Origin of the sequence: Cohnella caldifontis (genome assembly GCF_029360585.1) — a bacterium.
In the GTDB taxonomy this organism is placed as follows: Bacteria; Bacillota; Bacilli; order Paenibacillales; family Paenibacillaceae; genus Cohnella; species Cohnella caldifontis.
Genome location: NZ_JAQZSJ010000008.1, coordinates 62,290 through 88,307 on the forward strand (window position 1 = coordinate 62,290; position 26,018 = coordinate 88,307).

Genomic DNA, 26,018 nt, shown 5'->3' on the forward strand with positions numbered 1-26,018 from the left:
CTGTTATGTCCCTCGCAAGAGGTGCATATATAAAATCCACATTCTTAAGGAGAGGGTCTGCGATGAAAAGATTCACTGTTTTCGCGACTTCCATTTTGGTTTTGGCCCTTGTGCTGGCCGGATGCAGCGGCGGCGGGAGCGGCGACTCGAAGGAATCCGCCTCGAACTCGCCGGCTCCGTCCGGAAGCGCTTCCGCAAGCGGCGGCGGCACCGACAGCGGAGCCAAGCAGGAGGAAGTCGTCACGATCAAGTACGTCGTGCCGGGCACGGAGCCCAAGGAATGGCCGGCCGTCAAGGAAGCGGTCAACAAGAAGCTGCTCGAAGACGGCGTGAACGTCCAGATCGAGAAGGAATACATCGACTGGGGCGCGTGGGAACAGAAGATCAACCTGAAGCTGTCCACCAACGAGGATTTCGACCTGTTCCACGTCATGAACGACTGGGTAAGCCTGGCTAACTACGCCGGCCGCGGAGCGCTCAAAGACATTACCGCGGAAGTCGAGCAATACGGTCCGAATCTGAAAAAGGTGATCCCCGAATCGGTATGGAGCGGCGTCACCAAAGAAGGCAAAGTTTACGGCATCCCGGCTTACTGGTATGAATCCGCCGTCGACGGCTCCATCACGATCAACAAGTATCTGCTGGACAAAGCGGGCTACGCGACTCCGATCACGAACCGCGACCAGCTGCTCGACGCCATGGAGCAGGTCAACCGGAAGCTGAACCTGAAGCTGACGATTCCGCTTCGCGGCGGCACGGCGGGTCCCGCCGACGTCTTCCAACGCACGTACGACACTTACCCGTTCACCGTTCGCGACAACATTGCCTACATCGGGCAGGACGGCGTCGTGAAGAACTGGGTCGAGACGGACGAATTCAAGCAAGACGCGGCTTGGTTCCGCAGCGCGTACCAGCGGAAGCTGATTAACCCGGACGTTCTAACCGTCAAGCAAGAGCAGGTCGACGACCAGATCAAATACGGCAAATACGTGTTCATGTTCGGGACGCCGAATAAGCTGTCCGACGTGCAGAAGACGTATCCGGACGTCACAGACGAGGGCTTCCAGCTCATCCGGCTGAATCCGGATAAGCCCCGCTACCGCATGGTGAACGCGAAGAACGTCAACGTCGTCGCCGCGAACAGCAAACATCCGGCGGAAGCGGTCAAATTCCTGAACTGGCTCTATGACAACCAAGATAACTACGACCTGTTCATGTACGGCATCGAAGGCAAAACGTTCAATAAGGCCGGCGACCGCGGGCTGGAGTCGATCATGGACCCGAGCACGAACCTGCCGCTTTACATCCACGACGACTGGATGGCCGGCAACCTGAACTACATCCGGGTCAACCAAGACTACTTGTCGGCCAACAAAGCGCTGTACAAAGCGGATCCGGAAGCGAAAAACTTCATCGCCGCCGACTTCTTCTTCGACCCCTCCGCGGTGAAGGCCGAAATGGCCAACGTGCAGGCCGTGTTCACGTCAGACGTCTCGCCGATTTACCGCGGCGTCGTCGACTACGACAAGAACATCAAATCCGCGCTCGATAAGCTGAAAGCCGCCGGCATCGACAAAGTGCTGGCCGAATACCAGAAGCAGTTGGACGCTTATAAAGCAACGTTGAAACAATGACGCGTTCATCCCATTGGCGGGAAGGATGAAGCCCATGAAGAAGCCGGCTTTGCTTCTGCTCGTGCTATGCCTGGTCCTGTCCGCCGCGCCGCTGCCCTTCCGGGCGGCGGCCGCGGAGGCGGACCTCGTGCGTTACGCCATCGACAATGCCGATCTGAGCCGGGGACTCGAAGGCTGGGACACCGGCGACGCTTCGAAGTTCAAGGCGCAGAAATACTTAACCCTGAAGCCCGGAGCCGCGCTGTGGCGGCCGATTCCGATCACGGGCGCCGGCAGCGCCCCGGCGGCAGGGGATGTCGTGCACGCCAAAGCGACGGCGATGCTGGACAGCGGCGTTACCGTGGACGGCAACGTGCTGATCCGCCTGAATGCGGGGAGCGTGCTCGCGGAAATCAACGATTTGAGCGGGGTTCCGCGCGGCCAACAGGCGGAGCTCGCTTCGAAGGCGATAGAGAAAAACGGCGCGATCCCGGCCGGGCAGAGCGACCTGTGGGTCGAAATCCACAACGACACGCCGGGCACGATCGAGCTGTACGGATTGGAAGTGTGGGGAGAAGCGGGCGGATCGGGAGGAGCGGCCAAAACCTATGCCGCCTACGATTTCTCGGCCGGCATGGAAGGCTGGGAGAGCAATGGCGCGGACAAATCGTACTTGAGCGCTTCCCTCGTGATGCAGCCCGGCGCGGCGGCATGGCGCAGCGTGCCTTTCGGGGACGGCGCGGCGGCCCCGCAGCCGGGCGACAAGGTGCGCGCGTCGGCGGAGCTGTTCGTCCCATCGGGCGTGAACCGGACCGACGGCGTATTCGTGCGGGTGCACGACGCCAAAGGCTCGCAGGCCGACATCAACGATATCGCGGATACGCCGAGGGACGCTTGGTTTAAGGCTGCCGACTCTTCGCGTTTGAACGGCGGCATCCTGCACGACGACGCTGCGGAAATCTGGATCGAGCTGCACAACGAGACGGACCGGCCGGTCCGCATCCGAAACGTCGACATCACGGCTGAGCGCGAGGAGTCCGCGGCTAAATTCGACGTGAACGGCGACGGCCGGGTCGACGCGAAGGACGAACAAGCGCTGGCGGACTTGATCAAGCGCGGGAAGCAGGACCTTCGCTTCGATTATGACGGAGACGGGCAGCTGACGCCGAAGGATTCGTCCTATCTTCGCAAATACGGCTTGAAGCGGCCGGACGAAGTGTATCTCAACCTGAAGCATTTCAACTTCATGAACGAGAAGGTGACGATCGGCGGCGTCCCGATGTTCATCACGCACCTGTACGCCGAGCCGATCGACCGCAGCGATCCGTCCAAAGGCTACGGCTGGGTCGGCGATCCGCAGGAGGGCTTGGCGGCGGTGGACGACGTGTCCCGCGCGGTCATCGTATACGCCGAGCATTACCGGACGTACCGCGACGCGTACAGCTACGACATGATCAAACGCGGCCTCGAGTTCCTCATGTGGATGCAGCACGACGACGGGGACTTCGATAATTTCGTCGTCCGGGACGCGGACGGCACGATCCATCCGAAGGACAGCCACTCGTCGCAGAAAAGCTTCAGCTGGTGGGCGGCGCGCGCCTATGAAGCGATGGGCACGGCGCTGCCGCTGCTCGGCAAGGAAGACAAGGCGCTGGCGAACCGCGTAACGGTGCGGCTGAACTTGTCCTTGAAGCGGCTCCAGGAAAAGACGGACCCTCTATACGGCCAATTCGACGAGTCGAGCGGGGTCAAGGTGGCCAAATGGCTGCTGGAAGGCGACGTCTGGGTGTCTTCCATCGCCGTCGACGCGCTGCGGGCCCATTATCAGGCTGTCAATGACTCCTCGGCGAAGAAGGCGATCCTGGAGTCCGTGCGCAAGCTGGGCGAAGGGATTTACCTGGCGCGGGGAGGCACGTCGTTCCGCGATTTCCCCTACGGGGGGATTCTCCACCATACCGTCGGCATGACGAATCCCGATCTGTGGGAGGAATGGGGCAGCATCCAGGTGCGGGCGCTCGCCTTCGCGGGGCAAATGACCGGCAACCCGGCCTGGGTCGAGGCCGCCGAGACCGCGGCCGACAGCTTCCTGAGCGACCTTCTGATTTCCGGCCGGGCGGAAAACCTGCATCCGAACAAGAAGCCTTATCCGCAGATCAACTACGGCACGGCCAGCTACGTGGACAATCTGCTCGCGCTGTACGAGGTGACGGGCAAAAAGAAATACGCGCAGCTGGCCGGCATCGCGGGCTCCTGGTGGACCGGCAACAACGTGCGCCAAGTCCCGATGTTCGATCAGCGGAACGGCTACGCGTACGACGGGCTGACCGACCGGGACGTGAACATCAACAGCGGCGGCGAATCGGTCGACGAAGCGCTGCGCGCGCTGCTCCGGACCCAGGAGAACGCGGACGCGCGGACTTACCTGCAGGCGACGACGGTGAGCGCCGTGAAGGCGCAGACGCTGGAGATCGAAGAGCTGTACCGGGGATCCGCGCCGCCGGACGCCGAGATGGCGCTGCCCAGCGGTGGGTTGAACGACCCCGACGCGGCGCTGCGGAAGCAGAATCCCGATTCGGGCACTGACGAGGCCGCGATCTATGAGGACGCGAAGCAAGTCGGCGCGGGCACGGAGATTTATCCCGGCTGGAAGGGCGGGCAGGCGATTTTCGTCGCGTCTTCCGGCTACAACAACATGCGATTGTTCGATGGCGGCACGATTCAGGCGGAGCTGCAGGCGGACGGCGCGGAAGGACATTTCAAGCCCGGAGAAACGGTCAAGCTGCAATTCGACGCCCGCGTGGAATTCGATACGGCGCTGAGCGCGGAAGTGCTCGCCGTTGACTCGGCGGGACATGAGACGGTCGTGGCGGATGCCAACGACATGAGCTATCACGCGCGCACCTGGTATTCGGGCGACGGCGCGGTGAAGACGACGCCTCGGGGAGCGATTCCCGCAGGTACGGCGAAGCTGATCGTACGCTTCCGCGTCAGCGCGGACAATCCGAATCCGCACGAGGGCTACGCCTCCATCGCGGCCGCCAAGCTGTTCAAAATGTCCGTCCCGGAGGTACGGTACGCCAATCCGGACGTCTCGGGCGGCGGTTACGTCGAAATGCCGGCGGGCCAGGAGAAGTCGTTCAAGGTCAACGTCCCGGCGGCGGGCCTGTACGATGTCATGCTCAGCTCGGTGGCGACCGGGAACGCGGGATCGGCGGCGCCGCGCGTCTCGATCGGCTTTGACGGCCAGGCGCCCGCCCTGATCGACCTGCCGGCGGCCCCGGCCGGACGCGTCGCCCTGAAACGGGTGGCAAGCGTCTCGCTTACGGCGGGAGAGCACGAGCTGCGCTTGAAGAACCCGAGCGGGGATCGGTCGGCGGGCTTGGATGCCCTCGTCCTGTACCCGGTCGAATCCGGCATCACGGTTGCCACTCCGGACGGCAAAAAGACTGCCGTCATCCGGGACAGCGTCAGCGGGACCCTGTTCGTCGGTTCGCCCGACGCCGCCGCGGTCCGCGACCGGATTTCCGTCGCGGCGCAGCTGCAGGCCGGGCGGGGAGCGGGGTCCAAGGCGGCCGTGACCGGCAAGGTGACGGACGCCTTGGGCAAGCCGGTTTCCGGCCGAAAGGTATCCGTTCGGGCCGACGGAGTTGCCGGCACGGCTTTCACGGCCAAGGACGGCACGTTCTCCCTGCAGTTGGCCGTTCCCAAGGCCGCTTCTCCGGACGGCATTCGGGTCACGGCGTCCCCGGCCTCCGGAGAAGGCACGGCATGGATTTTACGAGAATGAGGTGTTTTCGAAATGATCATCACGACCCGATTTCCGGCGATCGAATCGATGCCGGAGAAGCCGCAGGCGGTACCGCCGGACTGGAACCGCATCGGGAAGCGCTTCAAACAATACGTCCTGAATCCGGAGAACCGGGTCATGTTCGTGAACGGCATGGGGAATTCGCACTTCGCGGCGTTTCACGACGGGACCGGAGAAGAGTTGATTACGCTGGGCGGCGTCGTGCTCGGGGGCATTTTCCAAAGGGAAGACGTATCTCTTTATCTGAAGTCGCTCAGGGACTTCTACCACCCCGACCATAAAATGTTTTTTAACCGGCCGAAGGGAGCGCCCCAGGCCGAAATGATGGAATACTGGTATTTGATGTTCGTCAACGCGCTGGCCGCGGGCATCGTCAAGCGGAAGGCGGAGGAAGAACCGGAGCTCGTGCCGCTGCTCAAGAGCAGCATGGACGGCTTGGTGAAGATGGCGCATCAGATCCAGTACGACTTCAACGACCAAGGCTTCGACTTCGACCACGGCGTGCCGTTCACCCGCCAAGACCAATTCCGGCAGCCGGATTCGGTGGGCGGCTACGCGTACCTCATGGTTTTCGCCTATGAAATGTTCGGAGACAGCCGTTACTTGACGGAAGCCCGCATCGCGATGGACCGTTATCTGGCGTTTCCGGAGAACCCGTGGTACGAGATGCCCAACGGCGCGATGGCCTGCCATGCCGCCGCCCGTTTGAACCGGCTCGGCGGGAATTACGATATCGGCAAAGCCGTCTCTCACGTGTTCGATCCCGTGAAGGGTCCTTTGCACGTCGGCACGTGGGGAGACAAGGAAGTGAGCGGGCTGATGCGCGGCTGGTTCGGCAACTTGGACGAATCGGAGCGGAAAATCGCGTACAGCCTGGAGACGCTCGTGCTGCTGCCTTATTTGCTTCCCGTGCTGAAGGAGGCGCCGGACTTGGCCGGCCCCGTCGGCAAATACGCGCTGCATGCCGCCAGTAACGCCCAGTGGTTCATCGCCGACCTGATGCCGGCCGAATCGCAGAGCACGCCGCATTTCACGCCGGATGTGCCGTACGAGAATCTGATCCACCAGGCGGAAGGGCCGTCGCCGTATGCCTCCGGGGACTTCTTCGGCCACCGCTCGGTGTACGGCGGGGCCATGACGATCTGGTGGGACGCCATGATGGACCGGTCGGAAGATCCGTATATTTTGCAATGGGACCTGGACGTCACGGACTTCCTCGGCGTTGAAGGGCCGGGGACGCGGCATCGGCTGATTTACAACCCGCATGGCGAGGAGCGGACGGTCCAGGTGGCGCTGCCGGACGGCGCGCCCTGCCGGGGAGAGGACCTGGGCTCGAAAACGCGGCTGTTCGAACGCGCGGAAGGATCCGCGGAGGTCCGCGTTCCGCCGAAGACCGGCATCGTGCTGAAAATGGAGAGGATCGCGTGAACGTAAAGGCATACCGCTATGAAGAAAACCCGTTGATCACGCCCGCCGACGTGAAGCCGTACCACGAGGGCTTCGAGGTGATCGGGGCGTTCAACGCCGGGGTCGCCCGCTGCGGCGGAGAAGTGCTCCTGCTGCTTCGCGTGGCGGAGCGGCCGGTGAGTCCGGACCCCGGCATCGTCCTGGCTCCGGTCTACAATCCGGTTACGAAAGCCGTGAATCTCGTGGAGTTGAGGCGGGACGATCCGCAATACGACTTCTCCGATCCCCGCGTCGTGCGGGACGTGACGGACGGCGCCGGCTTCAAGTACTTGACCTCGCTCTCGTACATCCGGATCGCTCGCAGCCAGGACGGGCGCCGGTTCACGGTCGACGACCGGCCGGCGGTGTACCCCTCCGGGCCTCTGGAGACCTTCGGGATCGAGGATCCCCGGGTGACGCAGATCGGCGACACGTACTACGTGTATTTCTCCGCCGTTTCGCCGGTCGGCATCGGGGAGTCGATGGTCTCGACGAAGGATTTCCGCAGCTTCGCGTTTCACGGCATGATTTTCGGGCCGGACAACAAGGACGTGCTCATCTTCCCGGAGAAGGTGAACGGCAAATATTACGCGCTCCATCGTCCGACCGTCATGAGCTCCGGCAAGCCGGAAATCTGGATCGCGGAATCCGAGAACCTGCTGCATTGGGGCAACCACAAGCATCTGGCCGGACTTCGGGAAGGCATGTGGGACAGCGGAAGGATCGGGGGCGGCGCCGTGCCGTTCCGGACGGAGAAGGGCTGGCTCGAGCTGTATCACGGCGCGACCCGCGAGCACCGGTATTGCATGGGCGCGCTGCTGCTCGATCCGGACGATCCGTCCAAGGTTATCGCGCGTTCGCCGCGGCCGATTTTGGAGCCGGAGGCCGAGTACGAGACGAACGGTTTTTTCGGCGGCGTGGTGTTCTCCTGCGGCGCGCTCGTCGACGGCGACACCGTGAAGATGTACTACGGAGCCGCGGACTCGTCCATGGCGTGCGCGGAGCTTAGCGTGCGGGAGATTTTGGAGAGCTTGGAGTATTTCTGAAGCATAAGCGATTGCGTTTGAGCAATAAAATCCCGGTTTCGGATCCGGCGATGCCCCAAAACATCCGAGTTGCTGCCCGAATGCAATAACTCGGCGGCCCAAGTCGAAGCGACGGCCGAATTGTTGCGCAAACGCAATATCTCCTCTCGGCGCGAGGATCGGTCCCACCCATGAGAGAACCCCTTGCATAAGCGAAAAGGAGCTGTCTCCGGCGGGCGATTCCGCGCGGGACAGCTCCATTCTTGGCTAGAATTTATAACTTATCGGGATTCCATATGTCCAAATCACAAAAAAATAAGAAAGGGATGAAGCATGACTTCGGGTCGCATCGGTTTAAACGCCGCCCAAAGCAGGGGATAGTTTCCGGTTAAGCTTGCCGTACAAGCTTAAACCCCGCCAACGCGTGGGGCAACAGCTGATTAAGCTTGCCGCGCAAGCTTAAACCCCGCCAACGCGTGGGGCAACAGCTGATTAAGCCTGCCGCGCAAGCTTAAACCCCGCCAACGCGCGGGGCAACAACTGATTAAGCCTGCCGCACAAGCTTAAACCCCGCTCCTCTCGACAGACGGGTCCCAATGGTCATGTTCATTTGCGTACAGGATTGAGCATGTTCGTGGGAAAGTTGCTGAAGAATGACTTCAGAGGCACGAAACAATAGAACCGTCAGGGACGAATTTCTCCCTGACGGTTTTTCTTATTATAGAATATTAGGATTCCAGTATGCTCTGCCCGATGTATTGCCCTTCCCGCAGGCCGCCCGGGCAAGCGAACATCCCGCTCGCGATGTGCTCCGTGTACTCGTTCAGCTTATCCTGGCTCTGCATGAGCCGGAGCATCGGGATGAACTGCTCGTCGGGATTCCGCTGGAAGCTGATGAACAGCAAGCCGGCGTTGACGTTGCCCGTCCGCGGATCGACCCCGTCCGTGTAGGAATACCCCCTGCGGTGGATCAATTGCTTGGAGTTTTTAGCCAGCCGAACATGGGAGTCGGCCGGCAGCTTCGACGGGTCGACGGCATCGAATTCGTCCTTCTTGCCGTAAGCCGATCCCGATTCTTTGTACCTTCCGAACGTATCCTCCTGATCGCTCAGCGAGGATCGGTCCCACACCTCCAGCAGCATGCGCACTTTGCGATAGGCCATGTAAGTGCCGCCCTGCATCCACGCCGGCTCGTCCGGACCCGCCCAGACGACGTTCCGGAAGCCTTCCGGCGTCTGATGCAAGGCGTTGGCCGTCCCGTCTTTGAAGCCGAACAGGTTGCGGGGGGTCTGCCCGCCGTTGCCGCCGCTGATGAAGCCTTCCTGCAGCCAATTGACAGACGCGGATCCCGTCGAGAGGCGGATGAAATTCCGCACCGCGTGGAAAGCGACCTGTTGGTCCTCCGCGCACACCTGGATGCAGACGTCTCCGCCAGAGAGCGAGGAATCCAGATGGTCCTTCGGCATGCGGGGAATATCCTTCAAATAGAGCGGGGCTTTATTCGCGATGCCGAACCGGTCCTTGCCGTCCAGACGGAAAAAGGTCGGCCCGAAGCCGAACGTCACGGTGAGCCTCGAAGCGGGCAGATCCAGCGTTTCCCCGGTGTCGCTGGGGGGCAGCATCGGATTGTCCCCGGTCTTCATCGTGCCGCCGGCCGTGCTGAGATCGGCGAATTTCGTCCAATCCCGGAACAAGCGGATCACGGCAGCGCGATCCGCCGCCGTGATCCGGAAACTGGCCAAGTACATGTAGGTTTGCTGAGGCGTGATGATTCCGGCCTGATGTTCGCCGTAGAACGGGATGGTCTCGCCGGTCGGCGTGCCGCCTCTTCCGGCTGCGGCCGGGCGGGAAGGAGAGGCCAAATTCCCGAGAGCCGACATGCCGGACGCGCCGAGCGCCAGGCCGACGCCGAGCGAAGCGGTCATTTTCAGGAAATCCCGCCGCGAGACGCCCTCCGGTTTCTTTTCTTGCGTCATATTGCCGTTCTCCTTCCAACCCTCGTCAGAGGATGCTTGCGGTTTGCGACATCAAGCTGGAAAGTTGGCTGAGCTGGTCGCTGATGGCGCGGATCTGTTCCGTCGTCAATTTATCGTACGAGACGAATTGCCCGTTCGTCTTGTGTTCGTTCAATGTCTGTTCGAGCTGTTGGAACTGTTTGTCCAGTTGGTCGGCCAGCCCCGGGTTTTTCTCGTTCAGCGCGGGAATGATGGCCAGGTAAACGTTCTTCGAGCCGTCCACGTTCGCCGCGAAATCCACCAGGTCGGTATGGGAGTAGATTTCTTCTTCGCCCGTGATCTTGGAGATCGCCGCTTCGTTCAACAGCTCCATGGCGCCGGCCACCATGGCCTTCGGCTCCAGCTCGATCGAGGCGATCTGTTTCCGCAATTCTTCGGTATCCTTCACCAATTGGTCGGCGTATTTGTCCATGCCTTCCAGCGAGTTGTCCTGCCAGAGCGCCTTCTCGATCCGATGGAAACCGGTCCACGTGCTCTCGTCTTCGACGTCGGCCAGCCGGGCGTCGATTTTCGGATCGAAGTCTCCGAAGCTTTCGGCGATCGGCTCGATATTCTCGAAAAAGACGCGCGCTTTCGGATATTCGAGCTTCGCTTTCTCCGCGTCGCCGGCCTTCACGGCTTCGGCGAATACTTTCGTGCTGCTGACGAGCCCGTCAGCTTGCTCTTCTACGTAGACTTTATATTGGGCGACCGCTTTCGTGAGCAGCTCGGAGGTGCTCGCGGCCGTTTCCTTCGCGTTCAACAGGGTGGTGAGCGCTCCCTGCAGCTTCTCCGCGTTCGTCTTCAACGCTTCGAAATCGAGGGTGTCGGAAGCCGAAGCCGCGAAAATCGGCATTTCGTATTTCTCGACTTCCGTGTATTCGATCGGGAACGTCTGGCGAACCGAGTTCTCGTAAGCCAGCCAAGCGTCGCTGATCGCTTTGCCCAGCCGTTTCACTTCCGCGGCGTCCTGTTTCTCGATCGCGGCTTGCAGTTGCTTCGTTTGCTCTTGCAGCTTGGCGGTTTCCTCTTGAATCGGGCTCTTCCCTCCAGGCGCCGATGCGGAAGCGGAGGGCGATCCCCCGGCTTGCTCTTGCGCCGCGGATGCGGTTTCCGCGTTCTTCCCGTTCGATTGGCCGCAAGCGCCCAGTACCAGGATCGATGCCAAAATCGCGCTTGCCCCGAAGATCCGTCTGTTCATTCGTCCGTTTCCCCCATTATCGTACTTGCGTTTTCGTCGCCAAAAGCTCCATGGAAGGCTCGCTTTGGCGTTTTCTTTTGTTTCCGGCCGATATTCTTTGATAGATCAAGACGGTTGCCGCGGCCGCGGCGAACAAGGCTTGCGGGAGCGTGCTGTACCAGGAAGGGTACAGGCTCAAAGCGCTCCACTCCGGCAAGTAGTCATGGACCGCGGACGGAATGATTCCGGCCATCTGCAGGCTGTGAATGCCGGAGCCCATGAATTTGAAGCAGAGATAGAAGACGACCGCGCTGGACACGAGGAACACGGGCCGTACCGGCAGCCGCGTGCCCAGCTTGATCATGGCGAATGCGACGACGGCCAGAATGCCGAAGCCGGCGGCGATCCCGCCCGCCAGCTCGCCCGCCGGCATCTTGCCGGCCATGCCGATCAGGAAAATGACCGTTTCGAATCCTTCGCGGACGATCGCGAAGAAGGCGAGCAGCCCGAGCGAAACCATTCTTCCGCTGGTCATGGCTTGGACGCTCTTCGACTTCAGAAACTGGTTCCAGCGCTTGATGTCCGCGTTCCGATGAAGCCAGTAGCTGACGTAAAGCAGCAGCAGACTGGCGAGCACGCCCGTCCAGCCGTTGATGAGCGAGTTGCTTTGCCCGAAAGTGCCGGCCGACAGCAGCATCGCGACCGCGAAGCCGACCGCGACGCAGAGGAGAATTCCTGCCGCCGATCCGCCGACGACCCAACGCTTGGCCGCCCGGGAATCCGATTTCCTCGCGAACATGAGCAGCGTGCCGACGACGAGCAACGCCTCGATCCCTTCCCGAAGCGGAATCAGGGCGGCATCCCACCACGAGTACCCCGCATTCAGCAGGGCGGAGAGCGATTCGGTCATCCGTTCCGCAACGGGCAGCGCTTGGGAGCGCTTGGCCGGGCTGGCCAAATAGGCGTCCATCAAGACCAGATCCCGCTCCGCGTTGTTGTACGCGGTTTGGGACCGGCTGACGACGTCTCCTTCGACGGAAAGCCATTGCCGCTGGAGCAGCTTGACTTCGCTCTGCGCCGCATCCCAGTCGCCGTTTTGCATCTTATCGGCCGCTTGGCGGAGCTTCATTACGTACGAGGAAAGCGTCATCTTCTGCTTCCCGTCGTTGCCGGTGTATGCGCCGTCCGCATAGGCTTGCAGCGAAAACCTGAGCGCTTCGGCGTCATCCGCCGCTTTCCCGGTATCCCGGTTCAGGAAATCCAGCGACAGGTTGGCGATCTGCCGGTCGATCTCCAGCGACATGTCCAACGAATTTTGCTTGACCGTCTTCTTGTTCGCGTTCCACCAAGCTTTCAAGGAGCTGAACGATTGGGCCGCCTGGTCCGCGTTGCCGGCCTTCAAGCTGTCGATCACGGTACCCGCGTAGGAAACGGCGGTACGGGTATCGGCTCCGTCCGTGCCGCTGCCGGCAGCCGAAGCGAATCCGGGGACGGCCGCAAGGGCGAAGATCAGTATCATGGTGCATATCGCCGTCAGGAGTACCCGCTGGTTCGGCCAACCCGCGATCGTCATTCCGTTCCCCCCAGGATCTCATTTATACGTGTGGAAAACAATTGATAATGATTATCATTTACAGCAAGAATTATAGGGGAAATGAATTCCGGGTGTCAATAGCGAAAAGCGCGGCGTTGGCGAGATTCGCGAGAAATCCCGATGAGCGAATGGGCACCGCGGCACGAAATGTATGGAAAGATGCAGAAATCCCAACAATAAAACCCTCGGCGCCGTCTGTCCGATGCGCGCGGAGAGGATTCGAAGCGGTGGGAATTCGATTCCGCCAAACTCCCGATGAAACGGAGGAATGAACATGCCTTATCGCGGCAAGCCGGTGGAAGAGCTGCCCTTGGAGGAAACTTTGGTATGGTCGTGCGTCAATCCGGAGTGCAAAGGCTGGATCCGGGACAATTTCACGTTTTCCAGCGAGCCGATCTGTCCATTGTGCCAGTCGGACATGACCAGCGGATTCCGGATGCTCCCGCAATTGATCAATTCGAACAAAAAATCCGGAAACCCCGGATTGGTCAGAGCGTAGGAGCCGATGCCCGGTTCGCGGGACGGGGCATCGGCGCGTTGGCGGAATCGACTGCGCCGCCCGCGCGAGCGGGGTCGGGAGAGGAGCCGTCCGGACGAGCCGGGACGGTCCTTCTCCGTCCGCGGGGACCGCGGGAACGGGGGGTTGCCCCCGTCACGGCGGCCCCAACCAAGCGTGATCCGTCGTGCGCGGCGTTGACCGACTTCGAATGGCTATCATAGAATCAGCTTTATTTCATTATGGAATTAACCTCAAATTCGATACGGCGGTGACCCCATCGGCTTTCCGTTCCGGTATAATGAAATCAACCCATTATTCCGCGTTTGACGGATCGGTGAGGAATGCCCTGACATGAATCGGACCAACCGTTTGCCCAGCTCCAAGGAGCGAATCTATTCCTTTATCGCCGAGTCCGGCATCGTCTCCAAGGCGGAGCTGCTCGGCCGTTTTGCCGTAACCAGCAGCACGTTGACCCGGATGCTCGAGGAAATGGCGTCGGAGAAGCTGATCTTGGCCTCGGGACTGGGACCTTCCAGCGGCGGCCGTCGGCCGATTCTCTATGAAATCAATCCGGGTTACGGGTATTACTTCGGACTCGAAATCTCCCGGCTCCATTCCTCGCTCGGCTTTTTCGATTCGCGCATGAATCCGATGTCGTTCACCCGGTGGCGCATGGACGAATCGATGACGCCGGAACGGCTCGTCCGGCATGTGGACGCCAGCATGAAAGCCATCCTATTCGACCATAAGATCGATCCCGGCCAAGTATTCGGGGTCGGCATCGGCGCCGTAGGACCGCTGGACCGCGAGGCGGGCACGATCCTGCAGCCGCTGCACTTCCCGGCGCAGGGCTGGTCCCACGTGCCCGTCTGCCGGATGATCGAAGAGGCGACCGGATTCCCGGCGCGTCTCGAGAACGGAGCGAACACGGCGCTCATGGGCGAACATTGGGCGATGCGAAAGTCGAATCCGCAGCACATGCTGTACGTCCATGCCGGGGTCGGCCTGCGGTCCGCCATGATGTCCCGCGGCCAAATCATCCACGGCTCGATCGATATGGAAGGCGCGGTCGGGCAAATGATCGTCCAGGTGGGCGGCCCCCGCCTGCAGGAAAGCGGGAATTTCGGCGCGCTCGAGGCGTTCGCTTCCGTACAGGCGCTGGAGAAGCAGGCGTCGTCCCAAGCCAAGATGGGCAGCGGTCCGTGGAAGGAGCTGTTCCGGGCGGCGGCGCCGGACCGGATCCGTTACGACGACCTGCTTCAGGCGCTCCGGCAGGAGGTGCCGGCCGCGGTCGAGATGTTCCGGCAGGCGGCGTCGTATCTCGGGATCGGCTTGGCGAACATGATCAATCTGCTGCATCCGGAAGTCGTCATTTTAGGAGGCGCCTTGACGTACTCCCACTCCGGCTTTTGGGAGACGGCCATCGAAATCGCGCGCAAGCATATCTATTATTATCCGGCTTACGAACCGGTCTTTTCCAAGGGGGAGCTGCGCGAGGACGCCGTCGCCGCGGGTGCCGCCCTGATGATGTGGAAAGAACGTACGGCAGATTGAAAATGCCCATGGAATGGAGACTTTACGACACGCGATGAATCCGAAGGAGCTTTCCTTGTTTCGCCTGGCATGGCCCATCATGATCGAATTGTTCCTTCAGTTTATGATCGGCACCGCCGACACGTTGATGGTCAGCCGCATATCCGACGATGCGGTGGCGGTCGTCGGATTGTCCAACCAGTTTTTCCAGGCGGTCATCATGTTGTTCGCGCTCGTGAGCGGAGGCGCGGGCATCGTCATATCCCGGAGCCTTGGGGCGGGAAGGGAGAAAGACGCCAAAAGCGTCGCGGCGATGTGCGTCGTGCTGATCGCCGGGATCGGAATCGCCGCCAGCGCGGCTCTATCGGCGGGATCCGGCTTTTTCGCGGAGCTGCTGCAAACGCCGGATCGGCTGCAGGGCATGGCTTCGCAGTATATCGGAATCGTCGGAGGCGGCACGCTCTGGATCGGCGCCGTCATGGCGCTCGGCACCGTGATCCGCAGCACCGGGAACACCCGGGCGCCGATGCTGGTGGCGTTGGGAATGAACGCGATCCACCTGGTCGGAAATTACGTTTTCATTTTCGGAGCGTTCGGCATTCCGAAGCTGGGACTGACGGGCGTCGCGATCTCCACGCTAGCCAGCCGGATCATCGCCTGCGCGGCGCTGTTCTGGATATTCCGGAGGTCGTTCTCGACGCCTATCGGTCGGCGCGATTACTTCCGATTCGACATGCCCTTGCTGAAGGAAGTCGCCCGCGTCGGGGTTCCGATGGCCGTCAGCAGCGCGTCATGGACTTTCTCGCAGCTCGTGATCTTCTCCATGGTCGCCTCCATGGGCGCCGAGCAGCTGGCCGTGCGCACGTACTTGAATACGATGGAGTCGTTCTGCTTCACGCTGGGCTGGGCGATCGCGTTGGCCGTGCAAATCCAGGTGGCGGCTCATTACGGGGCGGGCGAACACGACAAAGCTTTCAAAAGCGCCTTGCGCGCGCTGTTGTGGGGCGAGATCATCGTAATCGCGAACGTTCTCCTGCTATACGGCTTCGGAAAGCCCGTGCTCTCGATGTTCACGGATAATCCGGACATTATCCGCCTCGGGGTCGGCGTCATCCTCTGCGATCTGCTCTTGCAGCCGCTGAAAATGGCCAACATGCCGATCGGCAACTCGCTCAACGCGGTAGGCGACAGCCGGTACGTCATGATGATCAGCGTGCCGGTCCAATGGGGCGTGTCCGTCGTCGGGACGTACGTTTTCGGGATCGCCTTCGGTTGGCTGATCTACGGCGTATACGCCGCCATGATCGCCGACGAAGCCATTCGCGCCGCGCTCGCCAACCGGAGGTGGCTGCAGCGCAAATTCATGCGGCGGGATCGCCCGGCGGCCAGCCGTGCCGCGTCGGGGAGTATCGGCGGTTGATCAAACCAGTATCGGACTCGGAGGGATGAACGTTGAGCAAAGTCGCTTGCGTCACGGGAGCGGACCGGGGTTTGGGGCATGCGCTGACCGTGGAGATGCTCCAAAGGGGATATACGGTGTACGCCGGACAATATATGCCGCAGTGGGAGGCGCTGGGCAAGCTGTCCGACGAATGGCCGTCGCGGATTAGGATCGTGCGCCTGGACATCTCGAGCGAAGAGAGCGTCCGCGAAGCGGCCGGGCGAATCGCGTCCGAAGCCGGGCGGCTGGACATCCTGATCAACAACGCGGGCATCATCGCCGAGTCGGACAAGACGTCATCCGTTTTCGGCGAGATCGATTACGGGCAGATCCAGCGCATGTACGCCGTTAACGCGCTGGGTCCCCTGCGCATGGTCCAGGCTTTGTCCGGGCTTCTGATGAACGGGGAGACGAAACTGGTCGTGAACATCTCCTCGGAGGCCGGCCAAGTGGGCCAGGCTTGGCGCGAAGGATGGTACGGCTATTGCATGTCCAAATCCGCTCTGAACGTCCAATCCAACATCCTGCACAACGAGCTGCGCCGCCGCGGCGGCAAAGTGCTGGTCGTGCATCCGGGCTGGATGAAGACGTACATGGGCGGAGAGCTCAGCGAGGAAGGGGATCTGACGGCGGAGGAAGCGGCCTCGCAGATCGCTGCCGTGATCCATCGTCATTCGGAAGACGGCACCGAGAGGGCCCATCCGCTTTTCGTAGATTACAAGGGAGAAGAAATGGCCTGGTAACCGAAGACGGTTCCCGAAGCGGGGCGGAATGCCTCCGTTGCGGGAACCGTCTTTGTCCATATATCGGAATTTATACTTATGGAACCGAACATATATATTACCGACAGTCGGTTGAACCCCGTGTTTAGAGAGGAATTAAGAAACTTTCTTTCTTAACGAGACAGGCTTAATGGAGGCGCCGGGCCGGGGCTGAGTAGTTAAGCCGGCAACGCCCGGATATCGCCCTGACGAACTTTGCAAAGGGCTGGGTNGAGACAGGCTTAATGGAGGCGCCGGGCCGGGGCTGAGTAGTTAAGCCGGCAACGCCCGGATATCGCCCTGACGAACTTTGCAAAGGGCTGGGTTTAGGACGCCCTTTTGACATTTATTCATGTACAATAGAAAGGATAGCGTTGCGACTAGAGCGACGATTCCCTTCTCCGGAGGATGTTGCCAACATGAGGAACAATCGGATTCAAGCCGTTCTGGAGAAGCACTTTACCGGCGCGTCGATGGATTACCGGCAAATGGTCTCGCTGTTCATCCCCATCCTGGTGGATCAGGCCTTCCTGACCGGCTTCAACCTGCTGAACACGGCGATGGTCAGCTCTTCCGGCGTGGCGGCCGTCAGCGCGGTGAGCATGATCGATTCGCTGAACATTTTCCTGATCAACGTGTTCGTCGCCGTCGCGACCGGAGGAACGGTGGTCGTCGCGCAGTACAAGGGGAGCGGCAACGGCAAGATGGTATCCCGCGCGGCCGCCAGTGCCGTATCTTCGGTGACCTTGCTGGCGGTGCTCATCGGCGCGCTCGTGGTGTCGTTCTATCATCCGCTGCTGCGCGCGCTGTTCGGATCGGCTTCCCCGGACGTCATGGCGGAAGCCCAGACGTATCTGATCGGAAGCGGCGTATCCTATGCGGGGATCGCCATCGTGCAGGCGGTGTGCGGGGTATTGCGGGGCGTCGGGAGAAGCCGGGCTTCGCTGGCGCTGTCGATGATCATGAACCTGTCCTACCTGTTGTTGAACGCGGTGCTGATCCTTCTGCTTCATCAAGGCGTACTTGGCTTGTCCATCTCGGCCAACGTATCCCGATACGCGGCGGCCGTCTGCGCGCTCGTCTATCTGGTGAAAACGAGCGCGGAGTTGAAAGTCAGGATGCGGGATTTGCTTCATTTCAACTTGGCGATGCTGCGGAAAATCCTGTTCATCGGCCTGCCCTTCGCCGCGGAGCAAATGTTCTTCAACGGCGGCAAAATGCTGACGCAAGTGTTCATCGTCAGCTTGGGCACCTACGCGCTCGCGGCCAACGCCGTGTGCAACACGCTGGCTAGCGTCTACCAAATTCCTTCGGGCGCGTTGTCGCTGACCGCGGTCACGGTGGTCGGCCAGTGCGTCGGGAGCCGCAACATCGCGGACGCCCGCAAATTCACCCGTTCGTTCGTGTGGCTGTCATCCCTGGCGCTCACCTTGACGGCGCTGATCCTGCTGCCGCTGTCCAAGCCTTTGGTCGACCTTTTCCAACCGCCGGCCGAAATCTATGACGATATCTATTGGATTCTGCTGATCAACGCGATCGCCCAGATTCCGCTCTGGTCGATCAGTTTTATTCTGCCGTCGGCCCTGCGGGCCGCTGGCGATTCCAAATATACTTCCATTGTCTCCATGCTGTCGATGTGGCTGTTCCGGGTCGTGCTCGGGTATATTCTGGCCATCGTGCTCCACGTCGGTTTGTTGGGCGTATGGATCGCGATGAACTGCGAGTGGGGCGTGCGCGGCCTGATCTTCCTGCGCCGATACCGCGGCGAGAAGTGGTACCGGCACAGGCTGGTCGATTGACCGTCAGAGGGAATGAGGCGGCCGCGAAGAGGGGGGGTTATCTTTCCGCAGCGTTCTGCGGATCGGCTTCCACGTGCCCATGAAATAGTCCAAGACCGGGTTGGAAACGCCGTACCACGCATGGTCGTCCATATGGTGATGGAGCAGGTGCTTTTTTTTCATCCATTTGCTCCACGGGGTCCGCAGCTTGACGGGGCGGTGGGAAGCGTAATGCATCCATTGGTAATACAGCTGCATCAAGGAAATGCCCGCCACGGCCGCGCAAGTGATCGGCAGACTTCCGCTTGCCGCCAGCAAGACGCCGAAAACGAGAACGTATCCGATGATATCGTAATGGACCGGCCCGAACAGGTGCTTGATGTCGTTCGGATCCTGATGGTGGGCCTCATGGCCCGCGTACATAGCCGGGGCGATCCGCGGGAACTGGTGCAGCAAATAGCGGTGCACGGCGTATTCGAAGAGCGCGAACAACACGACGCCTGCCGCCGCCGCGACCCAGGTCAGCCAGCCATCATAGAAGCAGGCGGCTGCCGCCGCGCTCGCCGCGAATACCCCCGTTACGAAACGAATCATGCCGTTCGAATAGAACTCTTTGTAGAAACCCATGGCGATGACCTCCGATAATGGCGATATTATCGATCAAAGCATAGGAATGGTTACTTCTATTATACGCGAAATTGGAAGAAATGGATTTATGTATTTCGCGGAGTTGACCACGGGGTTTGCCCAAATCGGCAATTGGGCGGAGAACGACAAGCTCAGCTATCGACGGCTGTTGGAGGAGGCAGGGAAAAAGAACGACAAGAATGCTCCGTTCGCCGGATTACTCGCTGGCCGCCCGATCGACTCGGGCGGCTTTCAATTTCGAGGCACGGGGCAAAGAAAGGGAGTCGGACTTGCGGAGTTCTGCTACAATGGAATTGGAAGCATGTTCCACCCTATCCGCCGACGAGGAGGAGCTTCATGGTCTGGGTCTGGATCTTGCCGCTGACGGTATTGGGCTTGATTTCGGGTTTGGCGTTGTTCAGGAGGGTGACGATTCCGGCAACGGACGCCGGCTCGCCGCCGCCTGCCGCAAAGCTGTCGGTCATCATTCCCGCGAGGGATGAAGAACGGAATTTGCCTCATTTGCTGCAATCGCTTCGGGATCAAACGTTCCAGCCGTTCGAAGTGATCGTGGTGGACGATTTTTCGTCCGACCGGACGCGGGAGACGGCGGAAAGCTTCGGGGTATCCGTCATCGCGAACGCGGAACTCCCGCCGGGCTGGACGGGCAAAAACTGGGCGTTGTGGAACGGATACGCGCATGCGACCGGGGATTTGATCGCGTTTTTGGACGCGGACATCCGCTTGTCTCCCGGCGCTTTGGAGGCGCTCGTGAAAGCGCGCGAACGGGCGGGAGGCGTCATCTCCGTCGTGCCCTACCATGTCACGGAGAAGTGGCACGAGCGGCTCGCTTTGATCACGAACATTCTCGGCATTTTCGCATTCGCTTCCCCGTTCGAGAGACGCAATCCGAAAAAAGGGCTGTACGGCTCCTGCATCGTAACCTCGAGGGAAGATTACGAGAAAGTCCGGGGCCATGAAGGCATCCGGTCCGAGGTGCTGGACGACCTGAATCTCGGCGCGCGATATCGGGAGGCCGGCATCCCCGTCACGAATTACCTCGGGTGCGGCTTCGTCTCGTTCCGCATGTACGAGCAGGGCATCCGCAGCGAAATCCAGGGTTTCGGCAAAGGAGCCGTTCTGAGCACGGCCGCGCTGACTCCGGGGACGATCGCGTTGACGGCGATCTGGCTGGTCGGGCTGCTCGTGGCCGAATCTGCCGCCTTCCTCTGGGGAACCCCGTGGATCGCGCCGCTGGCGATCGGGTATTTATTGTACATGCTGCAAATCTTTTATTTCGTGAAATATACGGGACGTTTCGGATTCGCGATCGTGCCGCTGCACGTGCTGTCCGGCCTGTTTTTCGTTTTCGTGATGCTGTATTCGCTTTACCGGGTGACCGTCGTGGGGCAAGTGACCTGGAAGGGCCGAAACATCAAAGTAGGGGGACGGTAGCCGCATGGTGATCGCGTGGACCGCCTTGGCGCTGCTGTCGGGCTCCCTCATGTTCTCCTATTGGCTCGGCCTGCTGACCCGGCATAATATCCGGGCGGTCGGCGACGGCAACCCCGGGGGCGTCAACCTATGGAAAGCGGCCGGTTTCCGCTGGGGGTTGGCCGGCATCGTGCTGGATTTTCTGAAGGGTTATGCGCCGGTGTGGCTGTTCCTCCATTTCGGAGAAGCATCCGGCATCGGGGTGGTGCCGGTCGCCGTTGCGCCGGTAGCGGGGCATGCTTTCTCGCCTTTCCTCGGCTTTAAGGGAGGCAAGGGAATCGCCGTCACCTTCGGCGTGTGGAGCGCCCTTACCGGATTCGAGGCTTCGCTTGCCTACGCCGTCATCTTGGCGGCGCTCAAAGGACTCGGCAAGCTGACGGGAACCGGCAGGCTCGCTTCTTCGGAGGCGGACGCCATTCAGGTCGTGTCGGGTATGATGGTTCTCTCGTTCTACTTGGTCGCCCGGACCTTCGCGCCGGAAGTTCTGTTGTTCTGGGTCGGGAATTTTGTGCTGCTGGCGTATACGCATTGGCGGGAGTGGAGGAGCGCAGCCGTAAAACGCAATATCACGATGTAGGGCCTCGCCTTTTAGGCGGGGCTTTGTTTAAAGTGCACACATTTCCCGCCGTCCAACCGCCGTAATAGCGTACCACATCCACTATTTTGCAACTCCCGCCGTCCAACCGCCGTACGCGCGGACCACATCCACTATTTGGCAACTCCCGCCGTCCACCCGCCGAAATTGCGTACCACTTCCACTATTAGGAAACTCCCTCGGTCCAACCGCCGAAATAGCGTACCACATCCACTATTTTGCAACTCCCGCCGTCCAACCGCCGAAATTGCGTACCACTTCCACTATTTTGCAACTCCCGCCGTCCAACCGCCGAAATAGCGTACCACATCCACTATATTGCAACTCCCGCCGTCCAACCGCCGAAATTGCGTACCACTTCCACTATTGTGCAACTCCCGCCGTCCAACCGCCGAAATTGCGTACCACTTCCACTATTGTGCAACTCCCGCCGTCCAACCGCCGAAATAGCGTACCACATCCACTATTTTGCAACTCCCGCCGTCCAACCGCCGAAATAGTGTACCACATCCACTATTTGCATTGCCCGCCGTCCAACCGCCGCGAGACAAGCAAACTCATCGAGGACAGCCTGCGCAACAACGTATCAGCCAGGCCTTGGAAATGATCGAGCCATTCCATCATGCCGTCGAAGGCGGCACGGCAGACCTTGAACCTCGATTCCCGCAGCGCGGGAAAGAGGTTCTTTTTGTTAAACATACAATCTGTTCATTGTGATAGAATTGTTAGTCATAGGCAACTTTTAAGATGGAGGCATCAAATGGGCATCGAACGGTTTATGGAAGCATGGGACCGGTTCCGGTGGACGGAGTTCCTGATTGCCGCCGGCATACTCGTATTCTTTCTCATCCTTCGCAAGGTTTTCGCCAAATATCTGGTCACCTTCCTCTTGGTCCGTTTCCGGGAGCGGGAAGGATGGGCGAAGGGGATGCAAGGGTTCGAAGCGCCGCTTCGCGCCGGGTTCATCCTGCTTGGGGCTTATTTCGCGGTACACTTCTTCGCGTCGGGAGACTGGACGTATCTGGGCGTCTGGGACCGGATTTGCCGGAGCGTGCTGATCCTCCTGATCGGTTGGGGCGCATACAATCTCTCCTCCGCGTCCTCGGCGATTCTCGAAGGGCTCGGCCGCAAGTTCGGGTTGGACGACTCCAGCATGCTGATCCTGTTCCTGTCCAAGGTGCTTCGGTTCATTATCGTATTGCTGACCGTCACGGCGGTCGGTTCGGAGTGGGGATTCAGCATTAACGGGCTGGTCGCGGGCATGGGCTTGGGCAGCCTAGCCGTGGCGCTGGCGGCGAAGGATTCGCTAAGCAACATCCTGGGAGGCATCGTGCTCATTTTGGAAAAGCCGTTCTCCAAAGGAGATTGGATCATGACGCCCACGGTGGAAGGCGTCGTGGAAGACATTACGTTCCGCAGCTCCAAAATCCGGACGTTCGCGGACGCCGTCGTCACCGTGCCGAACGCGTCGCTGGCGGATCAGCCGATTACGAACTGGAGCCGGATGGGCAAGCGAAGGATCTCCTTCTCCCTCAGCGCGGCGCCGGATTCGGACCCCCGGCGGCTGGCCCGCGCCATCGGGCGGATCGAGGACGATTTGCGGCGGAACGGGGACGTGGATCCCGAGACGATCATGGTCAAGTTCAACGAGTTCCGGGACAACGGATTGGGCATCTTCTTCTACTTTTTCACGAAAACGACGGCGTGGTCGGAGCATCTAGCGGTGCGCCAGTCGGTCAACCTCGCGATCTTGAACGTATTCGAGGAAGAAGGCGTCCGGCTGACCCTGGGCAGCAACGTCTACGTAAGCGGCGGAAGCCAGCCCGAAAGCTCGACGCACGGTGAAACCCTGGCGGATTGAAAGCCGGGGTTTCTCCGCGCTTGCGGCGGTTTCTTTCTCCCCGGAAAGCGCTTCCGCTTCCCGCCCGTCACCAATCCGTCACACTTTTCCACGCGTCCTGTCGAATTCCGCCGGATTCATTTGATTTTCCATTCGTCAGCCAGTAGTCTATTAGAAAAATATGCCTGCCAGATTCGCGTTGACCGGCTGAATCCATCCTATTCGAACCAGGGGACGTGGCTGAATGTTCAAGTTGACTATCCGCAAAAAGCTGTTGCTCGTTTGTTCGGTGCTTTTGGTGATCCCGATCGTTGCGCTCGGCTGGATGTCGTACCAAGTGTCCGCAGGCGAAACGAACAAGTTGATCGAAAACGGTTTGCGCAATAATGTCCGTCTGGCCTTGGAAATGATCGGGTCGCTGAATCATGCCGTCGAGGGCGGCACGGTGACCCGGGAGCAGGCGGAGGAAGACCTGAAGGTCGCGCTGCTCGGGGAGAAGCAGACCGACGGCACGAGGCCGATCAATCCGAAAATCGACTTGGGCGAGAACGGCTATTTTTTCGTGCTGGACGAGAAGGGCAATCTGCTCGCGCATCCGCTGCTTGAAGGGCAGAACATCTGGGACAAGAAAACGTCGGACGGCACGTATTATATCCAGGACATGATCAAGGCGGCGCAAGCGGGGGGCGGATTCACCTATTACGATTGGCCGCTGCCGAATTCGGATAAGGAAGCGCTGAAGGTCGCATATGCCGAGAAGGATCCCGACTGGGGCTGGATCGTGGCGGCCGGCTCCTATATGCAGGATTATAACGGCGGCCAGCGGCACATCCTGTCCACCATCCTGCTGACGCTGGCGATCTGTCTGGCCGCGGGCGGAATCGTCCTGACGATTTTCGCGCTTCGGCTCGCCAAGCCCATGGTCCGCATGGCCGAAAGCGCGGACAAGATGGCCGAAGGGGATTTGACCGGCGAACCTCTCGCGGCGAACCGGCACGACGAGTTGGGCAGGCTGACCGTTGCGTTCAACCATCTGAGAGACAGTCTAAGGGAATTGGCCGGCAGCCAATTGCGCGGTTCGGACGAGCTCGCTTCTTCCTCCGGCTCCCTGTCGGCGATCGCATCGGACGCGGTGCAGGCGGTCAACGAAACCTCTGCCGCAATCGGCGAAGTCGCTCAGCACAACGAACGGCTGGCCGGAAGCATCGAAGAGACGGCCAAAGCGATGGAAGAGATGGCGCTAGGCATTCAGCGGGTCGCCGCTACGTCCACCTCCGCCTATGACGCATCCTTGAACACCTTGCAGGAAGCCGAACGGGGCGGGGAGTTGATCCGGCAATCGATCTCCCAGATGGCAGCCGTCAGTCAGACGGTCGGCGTTTTGAGCCAAGTCGTCGGCCGGTTGGGCAATCATTCCGAGCAAATCGGTTCGATCGCGGAAACGCTCAAAGGGATCTCCTACCAGACGAACCTGCTGGCGCTGAACGCTTCGATCGAAGCGTCGCGCGCCGGGGAGCACGGCAAAGGTTTCGCCGTGGTAGCCGGCGAAGTCCGGAAGCTGGCGGAACGGTCCAACGAATCGGCGGAGAAGGTCGCCGAGCTGATCGACGAAATCCGCCGCGACTTGGAAGCCTCCATGAAATCGATGGGCCAAGGCGAGCGCGAGGTGGAGACGGGCGTGGCAGCCGTCAGCGAGACGGGCGAAGCGTTCGAGCGGATCATGGAAGCGACCCGCGGCGTCGTCACGCAGGTCGAAGAGGCGTCCGCGGCTTCGGAGCAAATGTCGGCGAGCGCACAGGAAATCGCGGCGGCTCTGGCGGAGATGGAACGGGCGTCGGCCCGGACCGCAGGAGCGGCGCAGAACGTTTCCGCCGCGGCCGAGGAGCAGTTGGCTTCCTTCGAGGGGATCGCTTCGTCCGCGCGGCAGCTGAGCGAGACGGCGGAGCGGATGAAGCAGGCCGCCGGCCGCTTCCGCGTTTGAACGCCGAATGGATAAACCGACAAAAAATCGCCTTTCGTCCCGCCCTCTGGGCCAGGATGAAAGGCGATCTCTTTTTCCCGCCGATACCCCGATCACTGCAACGTCGCGTTCGGATAGGGAAACTGGCTGGAATAACCGCTGAACTGCTGCCAAGCCTGGCTCAGCTTCGTCTGTTCCTCCGCCTCCAGCTTGTAGTGGCCTTTGCGGAACATGCATTCGAACAGGCTGTACTGGCATTGGTGCGTCTCGGTCAATACCGTCATGACATCGTTGTGCAGCGCGGCATGGCTCGCTTCGCGCGCTGCGGTGTTAAAGCTGTCGGTCAAATATTTCTCCATGGCCAGGACATCGTTCAGACGGTCGCGGTCGTTCATCTCCGGACCTTTGACCTGAGGCTCGTAAGGGGGCTTCGGGTTCTGGATCGTCTGTTGGTTTCCGGACGGGTTCTGGTTCATGTTCATGCGGGACCTCCTGTCATTGACCTTGCTGGGGAACGCTCTTCATGGCCGCGTTGTTGTCGTTTTGCAAATGCTTGAGCAGCAAATTGTAGTGCCGCAGATGCATTTGCCCGGCTTTGTCGATCTCCGTCCGGATGTCCGTGTCCGAACATTCCTTCGCGAAATGGCTGCATTTTTTCATCGCCAGCAGCTCCCAGGACAACATGTCCTTCAAATAATTGAAGTCCTTGACCGTGATGACCTGGGGCGGCGTTTGCATCAAAGGGGCCTGCTGCGCCTGCGGGGCGGGGGTTTGCGTTTGGGGCATGGGAAAAGTCTCCTTCCTCGGCCTTATTCGGGTTTAGGGTTGCC

At 60.5% G+C, this 26,018-nt stretch carries 19 protein-coding genes; 13 read left to right on the plus strand and 6 right to left on the minus strand.

The annotated features are described in order from the left end of the window. The first annotated feature begins 62 nt into the window (after nucleotides 1-62). From PTZ19_RS13180 to PTZ19_RS13195, 4 genes are read left to right on the plus strand one after another with little or no spacing between them, the layout of a single operon-like run. Entirely contained in the window at nucleotides 63-1,634 is a 1,572-nt protein-coding gene (locus PTZ19_RS13180; protein ID WP_276355110.1) for an extracellular solute-binding protein, read from the plus strand. A gap of 34 nt (nucleotides 1,635-1,668) precedes the next feature. Further along, nucleotides 1,669-5,400: a hypothetical protein gene (locus PTZ19_RS13185; RefSeq protein ID WP_276355113.1), complete on the plus strand. Its 3,732-nt coding sequence runs from the start codon at nucleotides 1,669-1,671 to the stop codon at nucleotides 5,398-5,400. Nucleotides 5,401-5,412: 12 nt separating this feature from the next. Continuing rightward, nucleotides 5,413-6,849: a hypothetical protein gene (locus PTZ19_RS13190; protein WP_276355115.1), complete on the plus strand. Its 1,437-nt coding sequence runs from the start codon at nucleotides 5,413-5,415 to the stop codon at nucleotides 6,847-6,849. Further along, nucleotides 6,846-7,913 (plus strand): BtaManbiosPhlase, encoded by a 1,068-nt coding sequence (locus PTZ19_RS13195; protein ID WP_276355118.1) that lies wholly within the window; start codon nucleotides 6,846-6,848, stop codon nucleotides 7,911-7,913. Before PTZ19_RS13190 ends, PTZ19_RS13195 begins: the two co-directional genes overlap by 4 nt. A 707-nt stretch (nucleotides 7,914-8,620) precedes the next feature. Here PTZ19_RS13195 and efeB read toward each other — a convergent pair. The 3 genes from efeB to PTZ19_RS13210 are packed head-to-tail and all read right to left on the minus strand — an operon-like array spanning nucleotide 8,621 to nucleotide 12,639. Beyond that, entirely contained in the window at nucleotides 8,621-9,868 is a 1,248-nt protein-coding gene (efeB, locus tag PTZ19_RS13200) for an iron uptake transporter deferrochelatase/peroxidase subunit (protein WP_276355122.1), read from the minus strand. Nucleotides 9,869-9,893: 25 nt separating this feature from the next. Beyond that, nucleotides 9,894-11,087 (minus strand): iron uptake system protein EfeO, encoded by a 1,194-nt coding sequence (efeO, locus tag PTZ19_RS13205; protein WP_276355125.1) that lies wholly within the window; start codon nucleotides 11,085-11,087, stop codon nucleotides 9,894-9,896. A gap of 16 nt (nucleotides 11,088-11,103) precedes the next feature. Beyond that, nucleotides 11,104-12,639: an FTR1 family iron permease gene (locus PTZ19_RS13210; protein WP_276355127.1), complete on the minus strand. Its 1,536-nt coding sequence runs from the start codon at nucleotides 12,637-12,639 to the stop codon at nucleotides 11,104-11,106. A 295-nt stretch (nucleotides 12,640-12,934) separates the two neighbouring features. On the opposite strand from PTZ19_RS13210, the gene PTZ19_RS13215 reads away from it, so the two are divergent. The 5 genes from PTZ19_RS13215 to PTZ19_RS13235 all read left to right on the plus strand — a co-directional run bounded on the left by PTZ19_RS13215 (nucleotide 12,935) and on the right by PTZ19_RS13235 (nucleotide 18,693). Then, nucleotides 12,935-13,159 carry a cold-shock protein gene (locus PTZ19_RS13215; protein WP_276355130.1) on the plus strand — a complete coding sequence of 75 codons (225 nt, stop codon included), beginning with the start codon at nucleotides 12,935-12,937 and terminating at the stop codon, nucleotides 13,157-13,159. Between the two features lie 351 nt (nucleotides 13,160-13,510). Next, entirely contained in the window at nucleotides 13,511-14,713 is a 1,203-nt protein-coding gene (locus tag PTZ19_RS13220) for an ROK family protein (RefSeq protein ID WP_276355132.1), read from the plus strand. A 34-nt stretch (nucleotides 14,714-14,747) separates the two neighbouring features. Continuing rightward, nucleotides 14,748-16,112 carry an MATE family efflux transporter gene (locus tag PTZ19_RS13225; RefSeq protein WP_276355135.1) on the plus strand — a complete coding sequence of 455 codons (1,365 nt, stop codon included), beginning with the start codon at nucleotides 14,748-14,750 and terminating at the stop codon, nucleotides 16,110-16,112. Between the two features lie 32 nt (nucleotides 16,113-16,144). Next, a complete protein-coding gene (locus tag PTZ19_RS13230; RefSeq protein WP_276355137.1) occupies nucleotides 16,145-16,876 on the plus strand; it encodes an SDR family NAD(P)-dependent oxidoreductase in 732 nt (243 codons plus the stop codon). A gap of 437 nt (nucleotides 16,877-17,313) precedes the next feature. Then, nucleotides 17,314-18,693 carry an MATE family efflux transporter gene (locus tag PTZ19_RS13235; protein ID WP_276355139.1) on the plus strand — a complete coding sequence of 460 codons (1,380 nt, stop codon included), beginning with the start codon at nucleotides 17,314-17,316 and terminating at the stop codon, nucleotides 18,691-18,693. A 3-nt stretch (nucleotides 18,694-18,696) separates the two neighbouring features. On the opposite strand, the gene PTZ19_RS13240 is transcribed toward PTZ19_RS13235, so the two are convergent. After that, nucleotides 18,697-19,299, minus strand: a complete 603-nt coding sequence (locus PTZ19_RS13240; RefSeq protein WP_276355141.1) for a sterol desaturase family protein — start codon at nucleotides 19,297-19,299, stop codon at nucleotides 18,697-18,699. A gap of 357 nt (nucleotides 19,300-19,656) precedes the next feature. On the opposite strand from PTZ19_RS13240, the gene PTZ19_RS13245 reads away from it, so the two are divergent. From PTZ19_RS13245 to PTZ19_RS13260, 4 genes are all read left to right on the plus strand, one after another. Next, nucleotides 19,657-20,754, plus strand: a complete 1,098-nt coding sequence (locus PTZ19_RS13245; RefSeq protein WP_276355143.1) for a glycosyltransferase family 2 protein — start codon at nucleotides 19,657-19,659, stop codon at nucleotides 20,752-20,754. Nucleotides 20,755-20,758: 4 nt separating this feature from the next. Beyond that, a complete protein-coding gene (locus PTZ19_RS13250; RefSeq protein ID WP_276355145.1) occupies nucleotides 20,759-21,370 on the plus strand; it encodes a glycerol-3-phosphate acyltransferase in 612 nt (203 codons plus the stop codon). Between the two features lie 778 nt (nucleotides 21,371-22,148). After that, nucleotides 22,149-23,249: a mechanosensitive ion channel family protein gene (locus tag PTZ19_RS13255; protein WP_276355149.1), complete on the plus strand. Its 1,101-nt coding sequence runs from the start codon at nucleotides 22,149-22,151 to the stop codon at nucleotides 23,247-23,249. Between the two features lie 223 nt (nucleotides 23,250-23,472). Then, nucleotides 23,473-25,209, plus strand: coding sequence for a methyl-accepting chemotaxis protein (locus tag PTZ19_RS13260; RefSeq protein WP_276355152.1), 1,737 nt, complete (start codon nucleotides 23,473-23,475; stop codon nucleotides 25,207-25,209). Nucleotides 25,210-25,301: 92 nt separating this feature from the next. Here PTZ19_RS13260 and PTZ19_RS13265 read toward each other — a convergent pair whose 3' ends face one another. Together PTZ19_RS13265 and PTZ19_RS13270 are read right to left on the minus strand one after the other, a co-directional pair. Then, a complete protein-coding gene (locus tag PTZ19_RS13265) occupies nucleotides 25,302-25,670 on the minus strand; it encodes a spore coat protein (protein WP_422614998.1) in 369 nt (122 codons plus the stop codon). Nucleotides 25,671-25,683: 13 nt separating this feature from the next. After that, entirely contained in the window at nucleotides 25,684-25,974 is a 291-nt protein-coding gene (locus tag PTZ19_RS13270) for a hypothetical protein (protein WP_276355155.1), read from the minus strand. Nucleotides 25,975-26,018 lie beyond the last annotated feature (44 nt).